Here is a 25,768-nt window from a genome sequence, read left to right on the forward strand (position 1 = left end):
TGAATAAATATTTACATGACCAATTACTGATTGTGATCTCAAATCACATCAGAAATATTGATAATTTAGTCCGATATATAAATGTATGCCAGAGCGTAGGGGCAGGCTGGATGAGGGATCAATCCGCCAGATTTTTTACATCAGGTGTAGAAAGTGGTTTCTGAAAAGGTAGAGTTGCGACAGAGCTGACAGCCAAATACCTGGTGTCGTTCCTGGCGGAAAATAGTGATGCCCTTACGTCAAAAACTGCTTCTTAAGGCACATACTCTAAGGTGCATCTAAGGGAGAACGTAGCAACATGAAAAAACTGAGGGATGGCTGAGGCTAAACAGGGGGTTACCCCTGTTTCATCAGTATATCCTGACGGTTGGGCAGCAGGTTTAGCGGTAAATTATCAATGGCGGATTTGCGCCAGATCGTCTTCAGTTAACCCGGTCATCTTCATGATGGTATTGCGATCCAGGCCGTTCTGCAACATGGTGCTGGCAACTTCGAGTTTACCTTTCTCAATGCCACGCTTTTCACCAAGCTGTATGCCCTTCTCAAGACCTTTCTCAAGACCTTTTTCAATGCCCTTCTGTTCAAGCTGTTGTGCGATGGTCATCAAAGCGTCTCCATGTTGCGGCACACGCTGTGCCAGTTCGCGTACAAACGCCTCTGCGTCTGCCGTTTCACCCGTCTGTATCAGGTAGTTTATCAGCGATGTCAGCTGTTGTCCCGTAACCGGTTCTCTCAGCAGCAGGGTCGCCAGCCTGTCCAGCAGCTCTGCCAGGTCGCGCCGGTGAATATGCTTTTGCAGCAGCGTCAGGGCAGCCATGCTGCGGTGGCCCATTATCTCGTCGTCGGAAATCACCGTGACGTCAACCAGCGGAAACTCACCGCCGTAAAGCTTACCGGCCAGCCCGGGATGATTAAACTCATCCAGCCAGCGGGTTGAATAGGGATAGGGAGTGCGCTTTCCCGTATAAAACAGCACCGGTATCACCAGCGGCAGCTTTTTGTGCCCGGCGTCAAGGTGGCGCTGCATGGCCGCCACCGCGTAGCGAAGAAGCCTGAACGCCATGTGCCTGTCCGGCGTGGACTGGTGTTCGATAAGAACGTGGACGTAGCCATCATCGCCGGTCGTGGTTTTCAGGCTGTAGAGCACGTCGCTGAAATAGGGACGAAGCGTCTCTTCAACAAAGCTGCCGGACTCCAGTTTGAGGGTACTGAAATCGCAGACGGCCTGCAGCTCCGCGGGCAGATGCAGCTGCATAAAATCCCGTGCGGTAGCGGGATGGGTCAGAAACTGTTTAAAGGCGAGATCGTGCGGTGTCGGGCTCGCGTTCCTGCGGCCCTTTGCTTTCCTGTCAGACATTCCCTGCTCCGTTGTCCCTGGAATTCTCTTTTCGAGAAGCGGGATTATAGCGAAATCCGGGCCTGCATACCCGCAGTTTATCGGGAGCGGTATGTGTCCCCCACGTCAGCAATAACAAACCAATGTTGTCGTTAGCATGCCATCCTTCGTCAATGCGTTTTTGCCAACAGCGAAGTCTTAACGCTACTGCATCTATTTTAGGATTCACATGCCCGGTTAAACGCTCTCAGCCACGCAATAAAGCAGCTTAGTGCGGTGGAATGATATTTCCGGCTCGGGTAATAAAGCGAGAAGCCTTCTGACGGTGCCGCGAAATCTGCCAGTACTTCCACCAACTCACCGCTTTTTAGCTTTGAACGCACCAAATCCCTGATGACAAACGCCAGGCCCGCACCTGCACCAACGGCTTCAATCATAATGTAATCACTGTCCAGCGTCAGGCCGCCTGCAACCGCGATATTGAGCGGTCGGCCGTTTTCGCAGAACTCCCATTTGTAGTTTATCCCGCTGGGGAAACGGCGCTGAATGCAGGGGAAATCCACCAGTTCCAGCGGATGCTGCGGAACGCCGAAACGTTCAATAAAATCCGGGCTGGCAATCACCGCACCCTGTAATCGGGGGCCAAAAGGAATGGCAACCATATCCTGCGGGATAGCTTCGCCAAAGCGCACGCCGGCATCAAAACCCGTTTCGACAATATTGATCAGGCCATCGCTGGTCGTCACTTCCAGCGCGATATCAGGATAGCGTTCACGAAAGGGGAGTAGTACCGTGCGAAGGTAAAGCGCTTCGGCGCTGCGCGGCAGATTCAATCTCAACGTGCCGCGTGGCGCTATGCGCCAGTCATTCAGCTCATCTACAGCCAGCGAAAGATCCTGGATTGTGGGTTCAATGCGTTGCAAAAAAGCCTGCCCGGCTTCGGTTAGCGAGACGCTACGGGTAGTACGGTTAAGCAACCGGACGCCGATCCGCTGTTCGAGATTGGAGATCGTATGGCTAAGGGTGGAAGGCGTAACGTTACGTTCCTCTGCCGCTTTACGAAAATTACGATGCCGCGCGATAGCGGTAAAAATTTCCAGTTCCTGTAACGTAGCCCGTGATTTCATATTAGTGAAAACTCTTCATTAATCCGCTTTAAAAACGTCAATTGTTGATTTTAACCGGGCAAAGTATAACGACTTTATCGCAAATCAACGGAGATAATTATGAAGCGCAGAACATTAGGTCATCAGGGGTTGGAAGTATCCGCTATCGGTCTGGGCTGCATGGGAATGACCTTTGCCTATGGCAAAAGCGATGAGCAGCAGGCCATCAATACTCTGCATCGCGCTTTTGATTTGGGTGTCGATTTTCTGGATACGGCAGAGGTTTATGGGCCTTTCGATAACGAAGAACTGCTGGCCAAGGCGCTGAAAGGTCGGAAAGAACAAATTAAAGTCGCTACAAAATTTGGCTTTAATATCCTGCCGCAAGGTGAGGGCTGGGAAAGGATTAAAGGCGTTAACAGTCAGCCTGCTAATATCCGTAAAGTCGCAGAAACGTCGCTGAAAAGATTAAATATTGAGGCCATCGATCTCTTTTATCAGCATCGCCCGGATCCTGTCGTGCCTGTAGAAGAAGTCATGGCAACGCTGGCCGATCTGGTGCGGGAAGGAAAAATTCTACACGTAGGGTTATCAGAAGTTTCCAGCGAGACGCTGCGTCGCGCCCATGCTATTCATCCCGTTAGTGCTTTACAGAGCGAATATTCACTGTGGAGTCGGGACGTTGAGCGCGATGTGCTGGCAACCTGCCAGCAACTGAACATTGGTTTTGTGCCATACAGTCCCTTAGGTCGCGGTTTTCTGACCGGAAAACTGGCGGCGCCGTCTACGCTGGATGAGAGGGACTACCGCCGCACGCTACCGCGCTTTCAGCCGGATGCCCTGGCCCATAATGAAAAGTTGGTCGGTCAGCTGGGTGAGATGGCAGCAGGCTACAACAGTACAACAGCGCAGCTCGCTCTGGCCTGGGTGCTGGCAAAATGGCAGCACATTGTTCCCATTCCTGGCGCACGGAAAATCGCTCATCTGGAAGATAACTGCCGGGCGGCAGATATCGTGCTGATGGCGGAGGATGTCGCGTTACTTGACCAACTTTTCAGCCCGGAAAACATCGCCGGAGAGCGTTACAGTGAAACCGAGTTCGCGCTGGTGGAAAGATAAAACAGCCAGGCCTGATTGAATTGATTTCTCTGACCCTTTTTTTGCACGCGCAGCTAAATTATTGTTTTTTCGATAGCTCAAACATCAGTGTGAAAAAAGGGTTTTTTAACGCTATGCGTCAACTTTCTTCTTAAAACGCTGGCTTATGATGCAACCGCTACTGTTCACTGCCGTCCAGGCAGCTTAGAAAGTAGCGCCATCATGTTTAAATACACAGGATCGGTTTCCGGCGTGAAATTTATCCCCGTTTCCATAACTTTTTCTGAATCAGCGTTGATAACACATTCATATCATTCACTGAAGTGATAAACCGGTAAGGGGTTATTTAACAACTCGCTGCTCTTCACCATTTTGCTCGCGTTCAGGAGGAAACCGCATTACGCCATAAAAAAACCGGAAATATTTGTCCAGCTAATTTGTACGCGTTAGGGGCTTAACTTAGCGGTAGCCGCAACGAAACAATAAGCAATTAAACGTGCTGTTGCTTTTGCATCAACGGCTTATCGTCGTATTAAATCCCCTGTAAAAAGAAGGCTAATCGAGGCTGTGTGCGCTTTTAAACAGGTTGGGGCAGCATCTAAAAAAACAGCGCATGCGCCGCCTGAACCGGCTTTTTATTACGCAATTAGTCCATGTTGTTGACCCTGTGGTGATGTTGCTTTTTTGTAAACAGATTAACAACCCACCAAAATCCTGCTATGCTGGCCCACGCAAAACCGGGCACCTTACCCTACAGAAAAGCGCAGTTTGCCTGAGGGCGCCCGGTCATTACAATGTGAGCGAGGAGAACGTCGTGCTAGAAGAATACCGTAAGCACGTTGCCGAGCGTGCTGCCCAGGGGATCGTTCCTAAACCGTTAGATGCTTCCCAAATGGCCGCGCTGGTTGAACTGCTGAAAAACCCGCCAGCGGGTGAAGAAGAATTCCTGTCTGATCTGTTAATCAATCGAGTTCCGCCGGGCGTAGATGAAGCGGCGTATGTCAAAGCCGGATTCCTGGCTGCCGTCGCGAAAGGCGAGGCGACTTCTCCTCTGGTTACTCCTGAAAAAGCGATTGAGCTGCTGGGCACCATGCAGGGCGGCTACAACATTCATCCGCTGATCGATGCGCTTGATGATGAAAAGCTGGCACCCATTGCGGCGAAAGCGCTGTCCCATACGCTGCTGATGTTCGACAGTTTCTACGATGTAGAAGAAAAAGCGAAAGCCGGTAACCCACACGCACAAAAAATCCTCCAGTCGTGGGCCGATGCTGAATGGTATCTTTCCCGCCCGGAACTGGCTGAAAAAATTACCGTTACCGTCTTTAAAGTCACTGGCGAAACCAACACCGACGACCTTTCTCCTGCGCCTGATGCCTGGTCCCGTCCTGATATCCCGCTGCACGCTCTGGCGATGCTGAAAAACGATCGTGAGGGCATTGAGCCGAATGAGCCAGGTAACGTTGGCCCAATCAGGCAGATTGAAGCGCTACAGGCGAAAGGTTTCCCGCTGGCCTATGTTGGTGATGTGGTCGGTACGGGTTCATCCCGTAAATCCGCAACCAACTCCGTCCTGTGGTTTATGGGCGACGATATTCCTTACGTGCCGAACAAAAAAGGCGGCGGCGTGGTGCTGGGTAACAACATTGCGCCAATCTTCTTCAACACCATGGAAGATGCTGGCGCACTGCCGATTGAAGTGGACGTGCAGAACCTGAATATGGGCGATGTTATCGACATCTGGCCGTACAAAGGCGAAGTGAAAAACCATGAGACTGGCGAAGTGCTGGCGAACTTCTCGCTGAAAACCGACGTGCTGCTTGATGAAGTGCGTGCAGGCGGTCGTATTCCGCTGATTATCGGTCGCGGTCTGACAACCAAAGCCCGTGAAGCTTTAGGTCTGCCACACAGCGACGTGTTCCGTCAGGCAAAAGATGTAGCGACAAGCACGCGTGGCTACTCGTTGGCGCAGAAAATGGTAGGTCGGGCCTGCGGCACCGAAGGTGTTCGTCCGGGCGCCTATTGCGAACCTAAAATGACCTCCGTCGGTTCTCAGGACACCACCGGGCCGATGACCCGTGATGAACTGAAAGATCTGGCGTGTCTGGGCTTCTCTGCCGACCTGGTGATGCAGTCTTTCTGCCATACCGCCGCCTATCCGAAGCCGGTTGACGTCTCCACACACCACACGCTGCCGGACTTCATTATGAACCGAGGCGGCGTCTCGCTGCGTCCGGGCGATGGTATTATCCACAGCTGGCTGAACCGTATGCTGCTGCCGGATACCGTGGGCACCGGCGGCGATTCGCATACCCGTTTCCCAATCGGCATCTCCTTCCCGGCGGGGTCTGGTCTGGTGGCCTTTGCTGCCGCGACGGGCGTAATGCCGCTGGACATGCCGGAATCGGTGCTGGTGCGCTTCAAAGGCAAAATGGAGCCGGGCATTACGCTGCGCGATCTGGTCCATGCTATTCCGCTGTATGCGATCAAAGCGGGCTTGCTGACCGTTGAGAAAAAAGGGAAGAAAAACATCTTCTCTGGCCGCATCCTGGAAATCGAAGGACTGCCGGATCTGAAAGTTGAGCAGGCCTTTGAGCTTTCCGATGCTTCTGCCGAGCGTTCTGCGGCGGGCTGTACCATTAAGCTGGGCAAAGATCCGATTATCGAATACCTCAACTCCAACATCGTTCTGCTGAAATGGATGATTGCTGAGGGCTATGGCGATCGCCGTACGCTGGAGCGTCGTATTCAGGGCATGGAAAAATGGCTGGCGGATCCGCAACTGCTGGAAGGCGATGCGGATGCAGAATATGCAGCGGTCATTGAGATCGATCTGGCGGAAATCAAAGAGCCGATCCTGTGCGCGCCAAACGATCCGGACGACGCTCGTCTGCTGTCGGACGTGCAGGGCGAGAAGATTGATGAAGTCTTTATCGGTTCCTGCATGACCAACATTGGGCACTTCCGCGCCGCCGGTAAGCTGCTGGACAGCCATAAAGGCCAGCTGCCAACCCGTCTATGGGTTGCGCCGCCAACCAAGATGGATGCGGCTCAGCTGACCGAAGAGGGCTACTACAGCGTGTTTGGCAAAAGCGGTGCGCGTATTGAAATCCCAGGCTGCTCATTATGTATGGGTAACCAGGCGCGCGTGCAGGATGGCGCGACGGTGGTTTCAACCTCAACTCGTAACTTCCCGAACCGTTTAGGGACGGGTGCCAACGTGTATCTGGCTTCAGCAGAGCTGGCGGCGGTTTCCTCGCTGCTGGGCAAACTACCGACGCCGGACGAGTATCAGCAGTTTATGAATCAGGTTGATAAGACGGCGGTGGATACCTATCGTTATCTGAACTTCGATCAGCTGGCTCAGTACACCGACAAAGCTGACGGCGTGATCTTCCAGACTGCGGTATAACGGCTGATTCGGCGATGCTCAACGCTCGCCGGATCCTGTCAACTGGCTTAAACCGGGGTTATCCAGCCCCGGTTTTTTTATGGCCAATTTGCAGGCATTCAGTAACGGCTCCAGTCATTGCGCACGCTGGCAACATCACCGGCGCTATTGATCTTTTTTCTCACAATCATATGAACCAGAAATGCGGATCCCGCTGCGGCTGCTACGCACGATCTCGACGTCCAGCGTCGGCTTGCCTTTTTGCTTCACGTAATGCATGGCGTAATCTCCCTGAAACTTAGTCGCGGCAACGATCCATCGCATCGACACGTTGTTGTAGTCTTCCTTGCGCGCCAAAAAATCGATCTTCTGTTTTCTCACTTTGACGCCGTTAACGCTGGACACTTTTCCCTCGGCGGAAGATTGAAGATGAAAAGGGCCACACTGCGTATCCGCCAGGCTGGTCAATGGGATTGATGAAAACAGGCAGGTTGTGACTGCCAGAATGACGTTAAATTTCACCTGTCGTTGGCCTTTCGTAAAGTGGCGTTAGCCTGGAATTTAGCGAGATATCAGCCATGAACGGTTAAGGTCTCTCTGTCTCGCGCCTGGCTATCAGTATAACGAAGGGGGAGGAAAAGGTGGTTGTTATCGATGGCTGGATTAATAAAATCTATGTCAACGAGCCTCTGTTGTCGCGGGAACTGAGTCGTATCGTCATTGACAATATAGTTTGAAGCTTCTGAATAATCATTTCTTCTTAAACAAAAGAACAATGGGCTGGTGGATGTGCGAGAGTCCGGAAATATATTTGATTTAAGTCAAACCGAGTAAGGGGGTTATCATTGATCTTAACCAGGTGAAAAATTAGATCTCTGCCGTTAAAAATAAAGCAAAACGATAAGTTATAGCGTGGCTGAAAAATAAAAGCGGTAGATGAAATTATTTTCATAAATGAAACTCCCTTGTTACCCTATACCTCATTTTAAAGAGGATTTAAATGAAAATTAAAACTATTATTTCAGGCTCGGGTATTATTTTATGCTTACTGATCCCTTTTAGCGGAACGGCTCGCGCCGAGAATATAAAATTTTCAGATTCAGCTATCAAAGCAGAAGGCCACTGTAATCCAGGAGATGATATTCATACCTTATTCCCCTCTGGTTACAGTCTTCCCTCGGTAGTTATGATCTACGTCAATGATTCCTCTGGTAAACCCGTAGACTGGGGAACGGGAACGTTTATTAGCCCTGACAAAATACTGACCGCAGGGCATGTTGCATATAATATGCAGCAGTATCAAAAAAAAGGTAAAAAGGTTTACATCACGGCCGGACTCCATGAACCCGAACCTGGAACTGCCTATGAGATTAAAAGTATCGCCATACATCCAGAGATGAATTTAGACACTTCCGATCATGACATTGCAGTGATAACGACAACCAAAAATTATCCCACTCGAACTTATCCAATTACAGAGATTACAGCAGACCTTCCTGATGCTTTTTTTGGTAGTGTGAGCTATCCGAGTGGATTAATAGAAAAAATTGGGAAGTTTAACCAATATACAGCTCGCTTTAAAATTGATGGGCATCTGTACTCATCTGCTGTTGCTTTGACTAAATGCCTTACTTATGGAGGGGAATCGGGAGCTGCACTAATTGGTTATCAAAATGATAGTCCTCTTAATGGAAAGATAGTGGGGGTTTTATCAAGTGGTTCTGGAGATCATCCAGGTGATCCGACAACCTTGACTTATTACACCACACTGAGCGGCAGTAATTATAAATTTATTACTGATAACTTATAGTGTTCCAGACAGGGGCGGGATCTTTCAATTTCGGCCCCTGCATACTGATTGGGACTGATAATACGATCGCCGCTCTTTTTCTCAAGTGCCGGCAGGTTTGGGCAAGAACACGGTGCAGCAGACCGTCCTGGCCTCAGCGCTGGCAAGGTTTGCCCGATGCAGCATCAGCAGGCATTAGCCTTCCGGGTCCGGCAAAAGATCCGCCGATTTTGAATCAACAATCATTTCCCCAATACCGCTATCCACTCGCTGTTTTTTTCCGACAGGTTGCGATAATGCCCACTATCCGCCATCATTCGCGCCCGGCGCATCAGCACACGCAATCAGGTTTGAGGTAAACAACATGGAATACGAATTTTTACGGGATATCACCGGCGGCGTGAAGGTGCGCATGTCGATGGGACATGAAGCCGTCGGCCACTGGTTTAATGAAGAAGCGGCAGACAATCTGGCTCTGCTGGATGAGGTTGAAGCCGCCGTCGCTGAAGTTAAAGGCAGCGAGCGTCAGTGGCAGCGCGTAGGGCGTGAATACACGATCTGGCTGGATGAAGAAGAAGTGATTATTCGCGCCAACCTGCTCAGCATCGAAGGCGACGAGATGGAGGAGGGCATGAGTTACTACGACGAAGAAAGCTTGTGCTTCTGCGGCGTGGAGGATTTTCTGGCGGTGATTGCTGCCTACCGTGCTTTCTTGCAGGGAAGATAGTTCCGGGCAAGGCAGGCCGGGCAACGTTCATTGCGGTTTTCGTCTCAGGCAACCGTTGTGCAGATCGCGCGTAAACGCCTGCCGATAGGGAGTCGAGCTGGCGGTTTCTATCCCGCCTGCCGCATTCATTCGTCCATCAACGTTCGTAAGTATCGTTTTCCGTCAGCGTCATCGCTGGCGCATCCACATTAACCTGTTCAAAACGCAGATGGGTAACGCCAGCAATTTTACCAAACTCCTGCGCCTGCAAGTGAAGATGGCTGAAGGTAAGATTCTTGATCGGGCATTCTGCGGCACCTTCAATAAAAAATGCGCGGGAGAAGTTCTGCGGCTGAGTAAGCTGGCTGGTGATATGTGAAATAGTGATATTTTCCAACCGCGTTAATCCTTCAATGCCTTCCACGCCCTCGCTGAGTTTACGCCAGTGCAGCGGCCGATCGTCGCTGATTTTCTGACCATAGCTGTATTGCGGAAACCAGTTCAGCTGCATCATAAAAGGATAACAGACATCTTTCAGCGTCAGATGACGCACGATAATGTCTCGGATAAAGCCGCCGCGATTGCGGGCAGACTTGATGCGAAAGCCCACGCCGGTACCGAAGAAACGATTATGCTCAATAATCACTTTTTCGATGCCGCCAGAGGTTTCGCTGCCCAGCGTAATCCCGGACCCTTTATGCAATTCACAATCACGAATGATGATCTCACTGGCCTTTCTTGCCAGCGTCTGTGCTTCAGCGCCACGGCCTGATTTGACGCAGATATTGTCATCGTTGCAGGAAACCATGCAGCGCTCGACGCGTACATGCTGACAGGAGTCGATATCAATACCGTCGGTGCTTGGGCCTGTGGAGTTGCTGACTTTTACGTTTTGCAAAATAACGTGTTTTGAATAGCAAAGATGAATATTCCAGAAGCCCGATTCGCGCGAAGTGAAACCGCTCAGTTCGACTTCATCGCTCTGATAAACCACCACGTTTCGCGGGCGCTCACATTCGTAATCCACTACCCAGCGCAGCCCTTGCTCGCTGTATTCCGCCAGCACACCGCTTTTTTCGTCATCGCCCCAGAATCGGTGCCACCAGACCGCGCCCTGGCCATCGACAGTGCCCGCGCCGGTGACTTTAACATTCCGACATTGATTGATATTGATGATTGCCGCAGGCCAGGGCATGTCAATTCCGGCGATACGAGTCTCGATTCTGCGGTAATCGACTAATTGCTGGCTGCCCAGCAACACTGCGCCTTCGGCCAGTTCCAGCGTCATATGGCTTTTTAAAAACAGTGAACCGGTGAGGAAACGGCCCGCCGGGATCAGGACGCTGTCGCCAGGCGCAGCCCGGTCGATAGCGCGTTGAATGGCCTGGGTGGATAAAGTTGTTGCATCAGGAACCGCATCAAAATCTAAAACGTTTAAGACGGCCATTTTTCCTGCCTTAAGGTAGATGAAACAGAGGAGAAACAGGTTCTGAATTTATCATTTTTAATACGCCGCGTTCTTGTGCAGGATCAGCGGAGACATTTTCGAATTGTCATCAGTCGAAAGTTCGATAATGAGGAGAAAGCAGGATGAATAAATGGAATTTCAAACCTGAAAAGGTGGCGCAAGGCAGGCAGTGACCTGCCATTCAGAGATACACCCGATGGCATTGTGTCAGTGTTGGAATACAAAGAGTATGACTCGGCGATATTCCCATCTGACTGGAAGAACCCATACATGTCGGATGATGACATGTTAGAAGTCTTATTGAACTTCGAGATTACACCTGAACCGCAATGACTTAGAGAGGGCATGCAGGTGCCCCTCTTTTTTTAGCTCGCCATATCAGCGCCAAAGAGATTGGCATTTCGGATTAACACGTCCATTTCTCTTTTATTCGCACCGCTCTGCAATATATCAATGGGTGAGCGACGAACGCCATTTCCATATATCAATCGGAGTCTTCAGTAGGTTCAAAATCATCATCGGATGAATGGCAGGATCGAAAGCACCCATAACCTCTTCGAACCCCGGCAGTAGTCCAGAATCGGTGAACTGAAAACGTGGATAGATAAAGTCGCCGTTCTGCTTAAAGGCAAGCAACTTGTTTTTTTTCACACGCGCGTGAACGCCCTGGCGAGAGATGCCAGGGATGTTTGCAACGTCATGTACCTTGAGCGTTCCTCCCATCTCCTGAAGCTGGTCGTAGAACTTCTCAAGATGCTCACGGCGACGGCGATTCTTGCGTAACTCGCTGTCAGGCACGCGTGTATTTTGCTCCAGCATCGTGGTGTACAAGCGCTGAAACAGAGTCTTGTCATCCAGGCTGACAGCACCCATAGCCTCTGATTTATCTTCAAACTCAGGCATCAAGCCCAGAGCGATATTATTAATACGTTTGAGAAGATTCAGCTGGTATTCGTTTAAGCCAGTAGTAGCAGCCCGATCTTTAGCGATAGTTGCATTGCTCATATGGCACCTCCATTTGACCACTATCACATGCTCAGTTGACCAGTTTGTAAATTTAATTATCAATACTGGTAAAGCGGGGTTGAGCCTGGTCGCCCAGCTGCACAGTAAATGACGTCATGGCTCGCTGTTCAATGAGATAGATATTAAAATTAGCAATAACAAAGGATTACAACGATGCTCCCCCACACAGCACCAGCTCCTGGCCGGTCATGGCATCGGCGGTGGGAGAGAGTAAAAAACTGACCAGTGCGGCAACCTCCTGCGGCTGGATGTAGCGCCCAATCGGCGGGAGTTTAGGGGGGGAGCTTTCGCGTCCAGGCTTAGTCAGCATCGGCGTTTCCGTTGCACCTGGCGCAACAATATTGGCCGTAATGCCGCGAGGAGCCAGCTCGGCCGCCCAGCTTCTGACCATACCTTTCATCGCCGATTTGGTGCTGACATACTGACTACGACCCGCCGCGCCGGTCGACGTGCGGCTGCCCAGTAAAACAATACGTCCTCCTTTTGGTAACTGCGCCACCAGCTCGTTAGCGAGGATCTCCGCGACCCGGATATGCAGGTGCCAAAGCTGTTCGCTAACGCCATCATCCAGCTCGCCCAGCTGCGCGGCCGTCATCATGCCTGCTGCATGAATAATGGCATCGACCGGCGGCAGCGTGGCCAGCGTCTGTTTTAATGCAGCAGTATCGAAAAGATCGACCGAACGCGAGGCAAAATGTGGATTATCGCGCTTAACCGCTGTACGACTGAGACCGGTCACGCGCCAGCCTTCAGCCAGCAGCTTATCGGTGACGGCCGCGCCAATACCGGAGCTGGCTCCGGTGACCAGGGCATGACGGTTCATCGCTTTTCCTCTTCCAGCACCACCTGAATATCCAGGTACTGGCGGTGAAATTCCGTATGGGGGCTTTCTGAGGGCGCGGTCTGCGCCACGCCGATTGTGCAGAACCCTGCTTCACCGACCGGCTGGATTTTGCCGTCATCATGCGCTTGTAATATGGCAAGCTGGTACCCTGGCCTTGCCGGCAGATTGCTAAGCAGATGTGGCAAGGTTGCCAGCGGCAGCGTCGTTAAATGCCCGGTGATCATTGCTCCTCCTTTGCTGCCAGCACCCATGCCTCGCTGACGCGAACATATTTGATCGCCTGGCGGAAATACGTGTAAGCAATATGCAGCTCGCCGTTCACACCCTCTTTGATGGTCGGATAGGAGAATTCGCGGTTCAGCTTCTGCTGTGAGTTATTGGTCATACAGTAGCCGTCGCCTTCATCCAGATTGCGCTGCCACGGCCAGCTCTGGCCACCATCTTTCGAAATCGCCAGCGTCATTGGCGCTCGCGGCGCCCCCCAGAAAGCGGTCTTACCGCGGTGCACAACGGGCTGCGTTGCGACGGCGACATCATCCTCATCTTCTATCTCATCGTATAAGGAGAGGCGGCGTTCACTGGCGCCTTCGGCGCTCATGGCATTGAACACCAGCGCCAGATCGCCATTCGCCAGCGTCGTCACCTGGATCGACGAGTTGTTATTCGGCAGATCGGTTGGCTGCGGAACCGACCAGCTCTCGCCCCGATCGAAGGAGCGGCTGAGATAAATATGATCCGCCCAGCGGCTGCGGTACAGCGCCAGCAGGGAGCCATCCTTCAGCAGCGTAATGTTCATATGCACGCAACCGGTACTTTCCGGTACGGCAACATCCCGCCAGGTTCTGCCCTTATCGGAGGAGATTTTTACCGCGCTGGTGTCCGCGTTGCCGACCCATTTTTCACCGGGCTGCGTCACGCAGTAAAACACCGGCAGCAGCCAGTTGCCGCCAGGAAGCACCACCACCGGCTGGCGGATAAAGGTGCCGGGCTTATCCAGCAGCGTGGCGATGGGCCCCCAGGTTTTGCCCAGATCGCCGGACTGGCGGAAGCGAACAATAGCGGTATCCTGATTGCCTGACTTCTGCGCGGTGTACATTAGCCACAGTACGTTTTCGGGATCGAGAAACAGCACCGGGTTCTGCTCAGAACGGCTGCTGTCGTCGGAAAGCTTCAGCGGTTCGCTCCAGCGCTGGCTGCCTTTCGCCAGCCGTGAACACCAGACGGAAATATCCGCAATGCCTTCCTGAGTGCCGCCAAACCAGGTACAGAGCAGATCGCCATCCGGCAGCGGCAGCAGATTAGCCGCATGATTTTGTGGGCAGACGGAAGGCAGCATCGCCACTTGCAGGGCCGCATCATTGTCTGCGGGATGTACCAGGCCATCGCGTTCCACGGTTTGCTGAGTCATATCAGGCTCCACTTTTTTGCAGCGTGTTTTCGGTTTCTTTAACGGTTACGCGACGCGGGATCAGGTGGTCGATAACCATAATCACCGCTGGGGTGATCAGCGCGATATACATGTTGTTAATGCCAAAGGGATCGCCGAGCACAAACCAGACGGAGGTCATTACGCAGGCGCCAATCAAGCCCCAGTTGGCTCCACGCGCGCTTTTGAACATCGGCAGATAGAAGGCGATGATCGCCACCACGGAAATCGAAAGACGAATGGCGCGCGTAAAAAACGACAGCTTCAGCACTTCCGGGACGAACAGCACAAAAATCAGCGGCGCAAAGCCAATCGCCAGCGACAGCAGACGCGTCATTTTAAATTCGCGCTCCGGTGTAGGATGACGATACGGCACGTAAAAATCTTTCACGATCAATGACGCAATGGCCAGCGCGACGGTGCCGACGCTGACAAAGATCGAAGCCACCAGCGAAGTCGTCACGATGCCCGCCAGCCACGGATTCATATCCTGCAAGAATACCGGCAGCGCATACAGGCTGTTGATTTCAGGATGAAGGTACTTGGCCGCCACGCCAATTAGCGCAATCGCGAGGCCAATCGGCAGGCAGAAAAAGAACGCCACCCAAGTGGCACGGCGCGCGGCTGCCGGGCTTTTTGTCGAGGAGATCGCCTGAATCACGAACTGGGTACAGAAGATCGACCCGATCGTGCCGATCAGCCAGGCCATAATGGTGCTGGCACCGACATGACCGTCCCACGTCCAGTAGAAATCCGGCATTTTTTGCACCATTGGCGTAATGCCGCCGGTCATTTTCAGCGCCACACCAAGAATAATCAGAATGCCAATATATTTCAGCGCACTGTGCAGCATGGTCACCCATGCCATTCCTTTCATGCCGCCAAAAGCAAAATAGAACGTGCTGACGATAGCGGTAATAAAAGCGGCCACCGGCAGGTTTACTTTCAGCACGGTGGAAATCGCTGCCGCGCCGCTGACGTAGTTACCGACGTTCACCAGTAGCAGGGCGTAAATCATGATAAGGGAGATGATGTTTTTCGTGGTGCTACCGTACTTCTCGGCAATTGCGCCAGAAATGGTGATTTTTCCGGTGTTATAAATGCGTTTTACCAGCAGCAGGCCGAAAATCGGGAAGCCGATAGCGGCACCAATTACCGACCACGAGGCGGCAAAACCGTCTTCAAACGCCGCCTGGGCGGTACCCACGGTAGATTTGGCACCGATATATTCCGACATCAGCATTATCCCAACGATAAAGGCCGGCATGGAGCGCGCACCTTCCATAAAATCGCCGGAGCTTTTACTTCTTAACCGGAACGTTAGCCAGGTAGTAAACAAAATGTAGCCCACGACCATTACAATAATGATCAGCGTGCCCTGGTTGGAAAACTCTTTCATAGTGATGCCTCACAAAGAGTGTAAGCGCGCCGACCTTCAGGTTCTGTTCGCGCTTGTGTAGGGTTTAAGGAAAAGGGGTTAAACGCGCCCCATCGACACCTGGTGAGCCGGCAGTGAGTCGTGGTCGTCAATGGGTTCGACTTTGCCCATCAGGAACAGATAGTTAAGGATGCCAATCACCACCAGCACGGCGGAGAAGACCAGCGCCCAGGTAAAGGAACCGGTCGCCGCAACGATAGCGCCGGTGACGATCGGCCCCACCGCGCCGCCCATATTCGAGACGGTATTTTGCAAACCGGCGACGATAGAGACGCTGTTTTTCGGCGCAACGTCGCCGGGCAGCGCCCAGACTTGCGAAGCAGCGACCGTAGTGCCGGATTTCGCGACGCAGAGCAGAAAAACGGTCATAAAGACGGAGTCAGTAAAAGGCGCAAAACCAATACACAGCGCCATCAGCAGGCCAATGGTCAGGAACAGCTTGCGGGTGGCGGTCAGCGACAGCACTTTTTTATGCACTATCCGATCGGATGCCCAGCCAGCCGCGACCTCAATAATCATTCCGCACAGCAGCGGCAGGGCGGCAATCATTCCCATTTTGATAAAATCCATGCCTTTTTCTTTTACCAGGTAAGTCGGCAGCCAGGTAATAAAGAAATAGGAGGTGTAATTGATGGTGAAGAAGCCGATGCACATCGCCCAGATATTGCGATAGCGCAGCAGCTTGTACCATTTCATCGGCTTCACGTTTTTGTCGCCGTGCTGGCGGGCCTGGCCCTGACGGATCAGATTTACTTCCTGCGGGCTGATGTACTTGTGATCTTCCGGGTTTTCCAAGTAGATAAAGTACCAGGCAATGACCCAGAACAACCCGACGCCACCGATGACCAGGAAGGTCAGACGCCAGTCGAACAGATAAATTATCCAGACGATCAGCGGCATTGCCACCGCGCCGCCGAATTTTGAGGCGCTGTCGAACAGGCCGGAAACGGTAGCGCGCTCTTTATCCGGGAACCAGCGGGCGGTGATCCCGGCATTGCTCGGATAAGCCGCCGCTTCGCCCACGCCTAATGCCAGACGCAGTGCCAGCAGGGATTTAAAACCGGTCGCCAGCCCCATCATTGAGGTGGCGATAGACCACCAGGCGACTGCCAGACCCAGCCCTTTTTTCTGCCCGAAACGGTCGGCAAACCAGCCCGCCGGAATTTGTAGCAGCGAATAGGACCAGAAAAACGCCGCCATAATAAAGCCCATCATTTCAGGCTTGAGGCTTAGTTCGTCGATCAGATGGGGGGCGGCCGCAGACAGCACGGTGCGGTCGATATAGTTGATGGCAATCGCCAGCCACATCAGGCCAGCAATCCACCAGCGGATACGGGTGTTTCCTGCAACAGTATTCATAGTCATCGCCCGGTACAGAGGTTGTTATTATCCGGATCGCTGTCCGGCTTTTTAGTCGGGGCGGAAACGGCGCCCCGGGCTTTATTACAATGAATTCATAATATTAACTGGTCGCTGATGCTGGCAGACGCACTGGATAATCTGCTGCACGCAACGCTCGCCAATCGCGCTGATGGCGCCATCGGTATAGCCTGCGATATGCGAGGTAGGTATGAAATTCGCCAGCGAGAACAGCGGATGGGTCTCCAGAGGTTCACGATCGAAAACATCGGCGGCGGCACCCGCTATCACGTTATCGGTCAGCGCGTGGTACAGCTGCTCTTCGTTCACCACGCCGCCGCGCGAGACGTTAATCAGAAAGGCAGATTTCTTCATCATTCTGAGGCGTGAGCTATCAAACAGATTGCGCGTTTCAGGCGTCAGCGGGGTATGCAGCGTAATAAAGTCGCTCTGCGCGGTGAGCTCGTTGAGCGAAACAAACTCGATATTGTGCTCGGCGGCGAACTTCTCGTCGGGATAAAAATCGAAGGCCAGTACGCGCATATTGAAACCGCTGGCGCGCAGGGCAACCTGTTTGCCGATATTGCCCAGCCCAATAATGCCAAGCGTTTTGCCATAGACATCCGTAGCGAAAATACGCGGCCACTGTCCGGCACGGGTTGCTGTTGCGGCGGTCGTCACCTGACGGGCAATATTGAGGATCAGCGCGAACGCAAAATCCGCCACCGCATGCTTGTTGGCATCCGGCACGTTGGTCACAAAAACGCCGCGAGCCTGGGCGGCGATCAAATCGATATTGTCCACGCCGACGCCATGCTTGCAGACAATTTGCAGCTTTGGTGCTCGCGACAGCAGCTCTTCATTGACGTCGGTAAAGGCGACAATCATCGCTACGGTTTCTGCCAGATGTGGTTCCAGCGCGCTTAGCGGCGCGTCGGCGGGTAGCATGATCGGCTCCAGGCCCTGTTCTTTCAGTGCGGTAACAGGTCGGGCGTTATATTTTGCAAACGAGGGTGAAGTACAGAGAACTTTCATCGTGCTTGTCCCGGTATTGGAGCAGGCGGCAGCAGGCCGCCGCAAAATTATTGGGTGTACTGATTGACGATCTGGCGGATACGCTGCGCGTCGTCGTCGCTGAAGCGTACGGCATAGCGGCTTTCACCCACGTCATAGCCCATCAGCGCCACGGCTTTTTTCACGGCGGCGGGCGAGAAGGCCACGCTGTAGAGATCGGTGCGCAGGCCGGTGACGTTTTCCTGTGCCTTGCGCGAACCGTCGATATCACCAGCATAGAAACGCGCCCAGATAGCGTTGATCTCTTTCGGCGCGACGTTTGCCAGCCCGGAAATACAGGCGGAGCAGCCGTCGACAAAACCCTGATGGATCAGCGAGTCAGGTCCGTTCAGCACGTCAAAGTTTTGCTGGCCTTCTGCCGCCTGTAGAAAACCGCTCAGGCTTTCATAGCTGCCCGCGCTGTCTTTAATACCAATGATATTCGGGTGAGCGGCCAGTTTGCGGACGGTTTCCGGTTGCAACGTATTGCCGGTACGCGCCGGGATGTTGTAGAGGAAAACCGGCACGTCGAGTGCATCCGCCACGGCTTCGTAGTGGACGATCAGTTCCGCCTGCTTCAGCGGCACAAAGTAAGGCGTGATCACCGAAACAGCATCCACGCCGAGGGCCGCGACCTGTTTGCCAAGCCGGATTGTTTCGCGAGTAGAGATTTCGCCGACGTGGGCCACCACATGCGCTTTGCCTGCTACTTCGTCCACGCAGGTTTGGGTCACCGCCAGCTTCTCCTGCTCGTTGAGCACGAAAAATTCGCCGTTGGTACCGCCACAGAAGATACCGTTGCCCGCCGCCAGCTGACGGCGGATCTGCTCGCGCATCGCGCGCTCAAAGTAGTCGCCGTCGCGGGTAAAAGGCGTCACGATGGCGGTTAATACACCGGTAATTTTTTTCATCATATCCTCGGTTGTCATTAATGATTCAGTGCCGGAAACAGCGTCAGATAGACGTTGCGAACGTCGCTGGCGCTGACGGGAGCAGGAACGTTTTTCATCAGGCGCTGTACGTCCAGCGCAGCCTCCACCAGATAGGGAAGATGGTCGGCATTAATGCCCAGCTCATCGAGGCTGGCGGGCAGCTTGAGGCGTTTGACCAGCGCGGCGAAGTAATCGACCAGCGCGAAAGATTTCTCTTCTTCGCTAAGCGTAAAGTCGGCATCTGGCAGCAGGTCATACGCCTGAGCGAATTTACTGACTGCCGCCGGGCGCACAAAGCGCATACAGGGTGCGAGCAGGATGGCGTTCGCCACGCCGTGGGGAAGGTGATATTTGCCGCCCAGCGGATAAGACATGGCATGCACCAGATGCGTCCCGGCATGCGCAATCGCCGCGCCGCCGTAATAAGAGGCCCAAAGCATATCGAGACGAGCCGCGAGGTTGTCGGGTTCGGCCAGCGTTTTTTCCAGGCTGGCAAACAGCTTTTTCAGGCCGATCAGCGCATAGTTATCGCTGACCGGATTCGCTACGGTTGCCGTGAAGCACTCAATCAGATGACACAGCGCATCGATTCCCGTAGAGGAGGCGATGTGCGCGGGCATGCTGATGGTCAGTTCAGGCGCCAGCACCACATAGTCCGGCAGCATCACCGGCGAAATAATACCGACCTTGGTCTCTTTTTCCGGGATCGCCAGGATGGCGTTTGGCGTGGCTTCTGAACCGGTGCCCGCAGTGGTTGGGATCAGCAATGAGGCGATGCGGCGCTGCGGTTTTTCGCCCTGAAGCAGCGCGTCCAGCGACGGCGCATCTTCCACACAGAGCACGGAGAGCAGTTTAGCGACGTCCAGCACGCTGCCGCCGCCAATACCAATAACCCTGTCGATGCCCTTGATAGCCAGCGGTGCAACAATCGCCGCCACGTCATGCTGGCTTGGTTCCGGCGGCACCGAATCGATGATGTTGACGGTCGGTACCTTACTGGCAATGTGTTTAATCAGCGTTTGTACCGCTGCAATCCCCGCAATATTTTTATCCGTTACCAGCAGCACGTGCTGGCAGTCATGCAGCAGATAGCCAATGTCATGAAGGGTTCCACTGATTACGGTGCTGTTGATATTCATTCGCCTTACCCTGTTTCTGCCCGCGCTGTCGCGAGTGATTTTAATTAGTCATTTACTCACGACTGTGAGCGAGTGGTGGCTAATTTTATAGGGCAAATTGATTTTGATTAATTTGATCGTGCTCACATATAATCAATCATGATTGAATATAATCATTACCGGTCGAAGCGAACCGCTTCCGTTCTTTTAGCCAGGAGAAAAGATGACGCGCTTGCAGTGGAAAACGCCGGTATTGGTGATCGCTGATGACTTTACCGGTGCCAATGATGCCGGCAGCGGGTTGGCCAGAGCCGGTGCGCGGGTCAATGTGCTGTTCAATGCACGACGGGATCAGGACGCCGATGTTCACGTCATCAACACCGACAGTCGTGCGGTCAGCGCCGGACTGGCCGCCCGCCTTGCGACGGCGGCAATCCACAGCCATGCAGACATTGCGGCCAGCGGCTGGGTTTTTAAGAAAATGGATTCGACGCTGCGTGGAAATCCCGGGGCGGAAATTGAGGCGGCGCTGCTGGCAAGCGGCGCACCGGCCGCGCTAATCGCGCCAGCGGTACCGACGCTGGGCCGCGTCACGCGGGAAGGCTGCTGTTTTATTCACGAGCAGCTGTTAACGACAACCGAATATGCCAGCGATCCAAAAACGCCCGTTACGCAAGCCAGCGTGCTGCTGCGGCTGAAAGAACAAAGCTCGCTGCCTGTCGGACTCATTCCCTTATCTGCGGTACGCGAAGCGGATCTCGTTGAAAGGATCCATGCGGCCATCGACCAGGGGCAGTTGCTGATCGTGGTTGATGCAGAAACCGATGACGATTTGCAGCGCATTATGCGAGCGGCTTCGCAGCTGGCTCAGCGACCGCTGCTGGCGGGCGCAGCCGGTCTCAGTGACGCGTTGGGAAACCTGCTGGCGCAAACCGCCAGGGCAGGGTTGTGCTCCACGGACAACGGCGACGCCAGCTATGCCGAAATCGAAACCGAAACCGAAACCGAAACCGAAACCGAAGCCGAAGCCGAAACCGAAACCGTTGCAGCCACCGCGCACGGCAGAGCCTCGCAGTTCAGACCCGTGCTGGCCGTTGTTGGCTCAATGAGCGAAATCACCCAGCGCCAGCTAACCCAACTCCAGCAACATAAGCCGCTCTGCCTGATTGACGTTGATATCACCCAGCTGTTTACCGGCTGGCAGGACAGCGATAAGTGGTTACAAACGGCACGGCAGGCTTTGCTGCAAGGACGACACTGCGTCATCCGCACCTGTCAGCAGGCCGATCAGCGTCGGGCCATTACCGCCTTGTGCGAACGATACGATCTCTCTCGCCAGCAGCTTGGCGAAAGCATCTGCCTTTTTCTGGCAGAACTGACAGGTGACATTCTGAGCGAGGCGACGCCCGCCGGGCTGTATCTTTCGGGCGGCGACGTGGCGATAGCGGTGGCGCATAAGCTCGGTGCTCAGGGCTTTCATATTGTCGGACAGGTGGCGGGCTGCGTGCCTTATGGCCAGCTGCTGGCGTGTAAAAATGACCTGCTGGTGCTCACCAAGGCTGGCGGTTTTGGTGATGACAACACCCTGGTAGAGGTTTTTCGTTTTATTGAGGAGAAAGCGAGTGAGTAAAATTATTGCAGTTACCATGGGCGATCCGGCGGGTATTGGTCCGGAAATTATCATCAAATCTTTGGCTGAGGGAGAACTCTCCGGCGCGCCAGCGATTGTGGTGGGATGTGCGGCGACACTACGTCGGATTCTGGCGATGGGCATCACGCCGCAGGCTGAGCTGCGCGTGCTGAACAGCGTAGCCGATGCGCATTTTGCGCCAGGCATCATTAATATTATCGACGAGCCGCTCACCGATCCCGAGGCGTTAAAGCCGGGTGTGGTGCAGGTTGATGCAGGCGATCTGGCTTACCGCTGCGTCAAACGCGCCACCGAACTGGCAATGGCGGGGGACGTTCACGCTATCGCCACCGCGCCGCTAAATAAAGAAGCGCTGCATTCTGCCGGGCATCTCTATCCGGGGCATACTGAATTGCTGGCAAAGCTGACCAACAGCAAAGATTACGCCATGGTGCTGCACACCGATCGCCTGAAGGTCATTCATGTCACCACGCATATCGCCCTGCGCAAGTTCCTGGATACGCTGAACCGCGAACGTGTAGAAACGGTAGTCAGCATGGCAGATACTTTCCTTAAACGCGTCGGTTTTGAAAAACCACGTATTGCCGTGGCGGGCGTCAATCCGCATGCCGGAGAAAATGGCCTGTTCGGCGACGAAGAGATCGGGATTGTCGGTCCGGCAGTTGAGGCGATGAAAGCGCAGGGCTACAGCGTGTTCGGCCCCTGCCCGCCGGACACGGTTTTTCTGCAATGCTACGAAGGCCTGTACGATATTGTGGTGGCGATGTATCACGATCAGGGACACATCCCGCTGAAGCTGCTGGGCTTTTATGACGGGGTGAATATCACCGCCGGACTGCCGTTTATCCGCACTTCTGCCGACCACGGCACGGCTTTTGATATTGCCTGGACAGGTAAAGCGAAGTCTGAGAGCATGGCGATTTCCATTCAGCTAGCGATGCAGCTGGCATAAGGACATATGAAGGGACAAAGTCGCCTCGATCAGATTATGGATTATCTGAAAAGCCATAATCTCGTTACCGTCGATCAGCTGGTGGCTGCTATTGAAGCGTCACCCGCGACCATTCGCCGGGATCTTATTAAGCTCGATCGGGAAGGGGTGATCAGCCGGACGCACGGCGGCGTCACCCTGAATCGTTTTATTCCTGCGCAGCCGACCACGCTGGAGAAAATGCAGCGCAATCTGGCCGAGAAGCAGGCGATCGCTGTTGCTGCCGCCGGCCTGGTGAAATCTGGCGACTCCGTGGTGCTGGATGCGGGCACGACCATGCTGGAGCTGGCTCGTCAGTTAACGCATCTGCCGCTGCGGGTGATCACTGCCGACCTGCACATTGCGCTGTTTCTGTCGGCGTTTAAACAGATTGAAGTGACGATCATCGGCGGGCGGATTGATGATTCCAGCCAGTCCTGTATCGGCGAACATGGTCGCCGACTGCTGCGGAATATCTACCCTGATATTGCTTTTGTCAGCTGTAATTCCTGGAGTCTGGAGAAGGGGATCACCACGCCGACGGAAGAGAAAGCGGGGCTGAAAGAGGATTTGCTGGCCAACGCCCGGCAACGCGTATTGCTGGCAGACAGCAGCAAATACGGTTCCTGGTCGCTGTTTTGCGCCACGCCGCTGCAAAACCTTACCGACGTCATTACGGATAAGCATTTGAGCAGTGACGCTCATCTTCAACTGAGTGGTCAGGCATTCAACCTGATCCTGACGTAATGCCTGAAAGCAAAACGGGTGACCATTGGCCACCCGTTTCTGCTGTTACAGCGTTTTAAACCCCACGGACGGGATATTGCGTCCGTAGTAAATCTCACGCATCTCTTTCCACAGCAAATCGGTGATCCGCTTGTGCTCTTGCGGGCTGAGATCTTCCGGTTTGGTGTTAAATAAGTAGTGCTTCAGATCGAACTCTTTCAGTAACATCTTGGTATGGAAGATGTTTTCCTGATAAACGTTCACATCCATCATGTCGTACATCGATTTCATGTCTTCCGACATAAAGTTCTGAATGGAATTGATTTCATGATCGATAAAGTGCTTCACGCCTTTCACATCACGGGTAAAGCCCCGCACGCGATAGTCGATGGTGACGATATCAGATTCCAGCTGGTGGATTAAATAGTTCAGCGCTTTAAGCGGCGAAATGACGCCACAGGTAGAAACCTCAATATCCGCACGGAAGGTGCAAAGGCCGCCCTGAGGATGACTTTCCGGGTAAGTGTGCACACAAATGTGGCTCTTATCCAAGTGGGCAACGACCGAACCCGGCAGCGGGCCTGGGTGTTCTGATGTATCGATATCTTTCGGGTCGATTGGCTCCTCGCTAACGAGGATGGTGACGCTGGCACCCTGCGGCTCGTAGTCCTGGCGAGCGATGTTCAGCACGTTAGCGCCGATAATCGAGCAGGTTTCGCTGAGGATCTCAGTCAGGCGGTTAGCATTATACTGCTCATCAATGTACGCAATGTATCCGTCACGCTCCGCATCGGTGTTTGCGTAACAGATATCGTAGATACAAAAACTCAGGCTTTTCGTCAGGTTGTTGAAGCCATGTAGTTTAAGCTTTTGCAATTTCGTTCACCCCCTTAAAATGCGCGGTCATTCGGCCAGCGCATTCAACAGATATTGTGGCAGGGCAAAGCTGCCAGTATGGATCGCCGGATTGTAGTAACGGCACGTCAGGCCAGCCGCATCGAAACGCGCCTGTAACGTTGTCGCATCCAGCTGACGCAGCGTTGGGTTATCGCTGGCCCAGGCAAAGGTCATGATGCCGCCGTAATAGGTCGGGATCGCCGCCTGGTAAAAGCTGACGTCGCCAAAATAGTGGCTCAGCTTGCGATGGCTGTTAATGGCCTCTTCCTGTTGCAGGAAGCAGACGCCGTTCTGCGCCACGAAAATGCCGTTCTCATTAAGGCAGCGTTTGCATCCGGCGTAAAACGCTGAGGTAAACAGGCTTTCACCCGGTCCGATAGGATCGGTACAGTCGGAGATGATCACGTCGAATTTATCGCTACAGGTCGCGACAAAATTCACGCCGTCGTCAATCACCAGATTAAAGCGGGGATCGTCATAAGCGCCCGCGCTGTGGTTCGGCAGATACTGCTTACAGAAATTGACCACGCCCGCGTCGATTTCCACCATGGTGATCTGCTCAATGCCTTTATGTCGACTGACTTCACGCAGCATGGCACCGTCACCGCCGCCAATAATCAGCACGCGTTTTGCGGCGCCGTGGGCCAGCAGAGGGACGTGGGTCATCATTTCATGATAGATGAACTCGTCACGCTCGGTAGTTTGTACCACGCCGTCGAGTGCCATAACGCGACCCAAAGCGGCATTTTCGAAAATCACCAAATCCTGGTGTTCCGTCTTCTCACGGTACAGCACGTTGTCGACAGAAAAATACTGTCCAAACCCGGCATGAAGCGTTTCATACCACATTTCTTTCTCGGCCATGATGGGCTCTCCTGTCATTACAGCCACGAAAAATGGGGGCGATATCATAGCTAACTCTGACCGTGGTTGCACGGTCAAATTATCAGCAGGGGAAACGGTAAAACGGCGGGATTACTTCACGTAGGCGAGCAGGCTGAGAGAATCGCGAGCCAGTGATTTGCACTTCTTGTCGTTCGGGACGGCAATGCCGCTGAGGTCTTTGTAGCTGTCTGCGCCCAGCGATTTCATATTAAAGCTGCCGTAGTTGCTCAGATCCCAGCGATTTTGTCGGGCAAAAAAGACCAGTGCGCGACGAATTTGTCCGTCCGGCAAATCCTGATAGCCACAGTCATTTTTCAGATACACAAAAACGGCGGTCAGATCCGCCAGATCTTCCGCTTCAGACTCGCTTAACGCAAAACTTGCCGACGAGAAGCTAAACAGACCCAGTAACAACAGAGCCCTGATGCTTTTCTTCATAATTGTTCTCAACCAATTGCAATACCCAGACGTTAGCACAGTTATCGGCAGGCTACAGGCAAAATTGCCAAAGAAATGTCCGGAATTCGCCATTTATTTACCGCGGCCAGC

General features: G+C 53.3%; 23 protein-coding genes. 7 read left to right on the top strand and 16 right to left on the bottom strand.

Annotated features, from left to right (window positions below; all coding sequences use genetic code 11):
• Window positions 1–394: 394 nt before the first annotated feature.
• Together EHV07_RS03895 and EHV07_RS03900 are read right to left on the bottom strand one after the other, a co-directional pair.
• Window positions 395–1,357: an Rpn family recombination-promoting nuclease/putative transposase gene (locus EHV07_RS03895; RefSeq protein WP_147195277.1), complete on the bottom strand. Its 963-nt coding sequence runs from the start codon at window positions 1,355–1,357 to the stop codon at window positions 395–397.
• 197 nt (window positions 1,358–1,554) lie between these two features.
• Window positions 1,555–2,463: a LysR family transcriptional regulator gene (locus EHV07_RS03900; protein WP_147195279.1), complete on the bottom strand. Its 909-nt coding sequence runs from the start codon at window positions 2,461–2,463 to the stop codon at window positions 1,555–1,557.
• 99 nt (window positions 2,464–2,562) lie between these two features.
• Between EHV07_RS03900 and EHV07_RS03905 the strand changes: the two genes are divergently transcribed.
• Together EHV07_RS03905 and acnB are read left to right on the top strand one after the other, a co-directional pair.
• Window positions 2,563–3,561, top strand: coding sequence for an aldo/keto reductase (locus EHV07_RS03905; protein ID WP_147195281.1), 999 nt, complete (start codon window positions 2,563–2,565; stop codon window positions 3,559–3,561).
• A 793-nt stretch (window positions 3,562–4,354) separates the two neighbouring features.
• Window positions 4,355–6,952, top strand: coding sequence for a bifunctional aconitate hydratase 2/2-methylisocitrate dehydratase (gene acnB / locus EHV07_RS03910; protein WP_147195283.1), 2,598 nt, complete (start codon window positions 4,355–4,357; stop codon window positions 6,950–6,952).
• A gap of 144 nt (window positions 6,953–7,096) precedes the next feature.
• Here acnB and EHV07_RS03915 read toward each other — a convergent pair whose 3' ends face one another.
• Window positions 7,097–7,453 (bottom strand): hypothetical protein, encoded by a 357-nt coding sequence (locus EHV07_RS03915; RefSeq protein WP_147195285.1) that lies wholly within the window; start codon window positions 7,451–7,453, stop codon window positions 7,097–7,099.
• Between the two features lie 478 nt (window positions 7,454–7,931).
• Between EHV07_RS03915 and EHV07_RS03920 the strand changes: the two genes are divergently transcribed.
• Both EHV07_RS03920 and yacL read left to right on the top strand, forming a co-directional pair.
• Window positions 7,932–8,741, top strand: coding sequence for a serine protease (locus EHV07_RS03920; protein ID WP_147195286.1), 810 nt, complete (start codon window positions 7,932–7,934; stop codon window positions 8,739–8,741).
• Between the two features lie 343 nt (window positions 8,742–9,084).
• On the top strand, window positions 9,085–9,447 hold the full coding sequence (gene yacL, locus EHV07_RS03925) for a protein YacL (protein WP_147195288.1): 363 nt from the start codon (window positions 9,085–9,087) through the stop codon (window positions 9,445–9,447).
• Window positions 9,448–9,583: 136 nt separating this feature from the next.
• Here the strand turns inward: yacL and EHV07_RS03930 are convergent, their stop codons facing one another.
• From EHV07_RS03930 to EHV07_RS03975, 10 genes are all read right to left on the bottom strand, one after another.
• Window positions 9,584–10,873 (bottom strand): glycoside hydrolase family 28 protein, encoded by a 1,290-nt coding sequence (locus EHV07_RS03930; protein ID WP_147195291.1) that lies wholly within the window; start codon window positions 10,871–10,873, stop codon window positions 9,584–9,586.
• A 471-nt stretch (window positions 10,874–11,344) separates the two neighbouring features.
• A complete protein-coding gene (locus EHV07_RS03935; RefSeq protein WP_254446305.1) occupies window positions 11,345–11,899 on the bottom strand; it encodes a DNA-binding protein in 555 nt (184 codons plus the stop codon).
• A 166-nt stretch (window positions 11,900–12,065) separates the two neighbouring features.
• Window positions 12,066–12,743 (bottom strand): SDR family NAD(P)-dependent oxidoreductase, encoded by a 678-nt coding sequence (locus EHV07_RS03940; RefSeq protein WP_147195293.1) that lies wholly within the window; start codon window positions 12,741–12,743, stop codon window positions 12,066–12,068.
• Window positions 12,740–12,988, bottom strand: a complete 249-nt coding sequence (locus EHV07_RS03945; RefSeq protein ID WP_147195294.1) for a YhcH/YjgK/YiaL family protein — start codon at window positions 12,986–12,988, stop codon at window positions 12,740–12,742. The genes EHV07_RS03940 and EHV07_RS03945 overlap by 4 nt, the downstream gene beginning before the upstream one ends.
• Window positions 12,985–14,172: an exo-alpha-sialidase gene (locus EHV07_RS03950; protein WP_147195296.1), complete on the bottom strand. Its 1,188-nt coding sequence runs from the start codon at window positions 14,170–14,172 to the stop codon at window positions 12,985–12,987. Before EHV07_RS03950 ends, EHV07_RS03945 begins: the two co-directional genes overlap by 4 nt.
• Window position 14,173: 1 nt before the next feature.
• Window positions 14,174–15,589 (bottom strand): sodium:solute symporter family protein, encoded by a 1,416-nt coding sequence (locus EHV07_RS03955; RefSeq protein ID WP_147195298.1) that lies wholly within the window; start codon window positions 15,587–15,589, stop codon window positions 14,174–14,176.
• A gap of 78 nt (window positions 15,590–15,667) precedes the next feature.
• Window positions 15,668–16,987: an MFS transporter gene (locus EHV07_RS03960; protein ID WP_147195301.1), complete on the bottom strand. Its 1,320-nt coding sequence runs from the start codon at window positions 16,985–16,987 to the stop codon at window positions 15,668–15,670.
• 84 nt (window positions 16,988–17,071) lie between these two features.
• Complete coding sequence (locus EHV07_RS03965) at window positions 17,072–18,022, bottom strand: phosphoglycerate dehydrogenase (protein WP_147195303.1); 951 nt, start codon at window positions 18,020–18,022, stop codon at window positions 17,072–17,074.
• Window positions 18,023–18,069: 47 nt separating this feature from the next.
• A complete protein-coding gene (locus tag EHV07_RS03970) occupies window positions 18,070–18,954 on the bottom strand; it encodes a dihydrodipicolinate synthase family protein (RefSeq protein ID WP_147200519.1) in 885 nt (294 codons plus the stop codon).
• 14 nt (window positions 18,955–18,968) lie between these two features.
• Complete coding sequence (locus tag EHV07_RS03975) at window positions 18,969–20,111, bottom strand: iron-containing alcohol dehydrogenase (protein ID WP_147195305.1); 1,143 nt, start codon at window positions 20,109–20,111, stop codon at window positions 18,969–18,971.
• A 202-nt stretch (window positions 20,112–20,313) separates the two neighbouring features.
• Between EHV07_RS03975 and EHV07_RS03980 the strand changes: the two genes are divergently transcribed.
• Genes EHV07_RS03980 through EHV07_RS03990 form a run of 3 tightly spaced genes read left to right on the top strand, consistent with a single transcriptional unit; the run spans window position 20,314 to window position 23,458 of the window.
• Entirely contained in the window at window positions 20,314–21,720 is a 1,407-nt protein-coding gene (locus EHV07_RS03980; RefSeq protein WP_147195307.1) for a four-carbon acid sugar kinase family protein, read from the top strand.
• Complete coding sequence (locus tag EHV07_RS03985) at window positions 21,713–22,693, top strand: D-threonate 4-phosphate dehydrogenase (protein ID WP_147195309.1); 981 nt, start codon at window positions 21,713–21,715, stop codon at window positions 22,691–22,693. Before EHV07_RS03980 ends, EHV07_RS03985 begins: the two co-directional genes overlap by 8 nt.
• A gap of 6 nt (window positions 22,694–22,699) precedes the next feature.
• Window positions 22,700–23,458 carry a DeoR/GlpR family DNA-binding transcription regulator gene (locus EHV07_RS03990; RefSeq protein ID WP_147195313.1) on the top strand — a complete coding sequence of 253 codons (759 nt, stop codon included), beginning with the start codon at window positions 22,700–22,702 and terminating at the stop codon, window positions 23,456–23,458.
• 45 nt (window positions 23,459–23,503) lie between these two features.
• Here the strand turns inward: EHV07_RS03990 and speD are convergent, their stop codons facing one another.
• From speD to EHV07_RS04005, 3 genes are all read right to left on the bottom strand, one after another.
• Window positions 23,504–24,313 (bottom strand): adenosylmethionine decarboxylase, encoded by an 810-nt coding sequence (speD, locus tag EHV07_RS03995; protein ID WP_147195315.1) that lies wholly within the window; start codon window positions 24,311–24,313, stop codon window positions 23,504–23,506.
• Window positions 24,314–24,340: 27 nt separating this feature from the next.
• Window positions 24,341–25,198, bottom strand: coding sequence for a polyamine aminopropyltransferase (gene speE, locus EHV07_RS04000; RefSeq protein ID WP_147195318.1), 858 nt, complete (start codon window positions 25,196–25,198; stop codon window positions 24,341–24,343).
• Window positions 25,199–25,309: 111 nt separating this feature from the next.
• Window positions 25,310–25,657 (bottom strand): YacC family pilotin-like protein, encoded by a 348-nt coding sequence (locus EHV07_RS04005; protein ID WP_147195321.1) that lies wholly within the window; start codon window positions 25,655–25,657, stop codon window positions 25,310–25,312.
• Window positions 25,658–25,768: the final 111 nt, after the last annotated feature.

The sequence above is a fragment of the Pantoea sp. CCBC3-3-1 genome (assembly GCF_007981265.1).
In the GTDB taxonomy this organism is placed as follows: domain Bacteria; phylum Pseudomonadota; class Gammaproteobacteria; order Enterobacterales; family Enterobacteriaceae; genus Erwinia.

What these genes read in the sequence shown, in the direction of transcription:
- EHV07_RS03895 (WP_147195277.1), bottom strand. Translation starts at nt 1,357, where the DNA reads ATGTCTGACAGGAAAGCAAAGGGCCGCAGGAACGCGAGCCCGACACCG.
- EHV07_RS03900 (WP_147195279.1), bottom strand. Translation starts at nt 2,463, where the DNA reads ATGAAATCACGGGCTACGTTACAGGAACTGGAAATTTTTACCGCTATC.
- EHV07_RS03905 (WP_147195281.1), top strand. Translation starts at nt 2,563, where the DNA reads ATGAAGCGCAGAACATTAGGTCATCAGGGGTTGGAAGTATCCGCTATC.
- EHV07_RS03920 (WP_147195286.1), top strand. Translation starts at nt 7,932, where the DNA reads ATGAAAATTAAAACTATTATTTCAGGCTCGGGTATTATTTTATGCTTA.
- yacL (WP_147195288.1), top strand. Translation starts at nt 9,085, where the DNA reads ATGGAATACGAATTTTTACGGGATATCACCGGCGGCGTGAAGGTGCGC.
- EHV07_RS03930 (WP_147195291.1), bottom strand. Translation starts at nt 10,873, where the DNA reads ATGGCCGTCTTAAACGTTTTAGATTTTGATGCGGTTCCTGATGCAACA.
- EHV07_RS03935 (WP_254446305.1), bottom strand. Translation starts at nt 11,899, where the DNA reads ATGAGCAATGCAACTATCGCTAAAGATCGGGCTGCTACTACTGGCTTA.
- EHV07_RS03940 (WP_147195293.1), bottom strand. Translation starts at nt 12,743, where the DNA reads ATGAACCGTCATGCCCTGGTCACCGGAGCCAGCTCCGGTATTGGCGCG.
- EHV07_RS03945 (WP_147195294.1), bottom strand. Translation starts at nt 12,988, where the DNA reads ATGATCACCGGGCATTTAACGACGCTGCCGCTGGCAACCTTGCCACAT.
- EHV07_RS03950 (WP_147195296.1), bottom strand. Translation starts at nt 14,172, where the DNA reads ATGACTCAGCAAACCGTGGAACGCGATGGCCTGGTACATCCCGCAGAC.
- EHV07_RS03955 (WP_147195298.1), bottom strand. Translation starts at nt 15,589, where the DNA reads ATGAAAGAGTTTTCCAACCAGGGCACGCTGATCATTATTGTAATGGTC.
- EHV07_RS03960 (WP_147195301.1), bottom strand. Translation starts at nt 16,987, where the DNA reads ATGAATACTGTTGCAGGAAACACCCGTATCCGCTGGTGGATTGCTGGC.
- EHV07_RS03965 (WP_147195303.1), bottom strand. Translation starts at nt 18,022, where the DNA reads ATGAAAGTTCTCTGTACTTCACCCTCGTTTGCAAAATATAACGCCCGA.
- EHV07_RS03970 (WP_147200519.1), bottom strand. Translation starts at nt 18,954, where the DNA reads ATGATGAAAAAAATTACCGGTGTATTAACCGCCATCGTGACGCCTTTT.
- EHV07_RS03975 (WP_147195305.1), bottom strand. Translation starts at nt 20,111, where the DNA reads ATGAATATCAACAGCACCGTAATCAGTGGAACCCTTCATGACATTGGC.
- EHV07_RS03980 (WP_147195307.1), top strand. Translation starts at nt 20,314, where the DNA reads ATGACGCGCTTGCAGTGGAAAACGCCGGTATTGGTGATCGCTGATGAC.
- EHV07_RS03990 (WP_147195313.1), top strand. Translation starts at nt 22,700, where the DNA reads ATGAAGGGACAAAGTCGCCTCGATCAGATTATGGATTATCTGAAAAGC.
- speE (WP_147195318.1), bottom strand. Translation starts at nt 25,198, where the DNA reads ATGGCCGAGAAAGAAATGTGGTATGAAACGCTTCATGCCGGGTTTGGA.
- EHV07_RS04005 (WP_147195321.1), bottom strand. Translation starts at nt 25,657, where the DNA reads ATGAAGAAAAGCATCAGGGCTCTGTTGTTACTGGGTCTGTTTAGCTTC.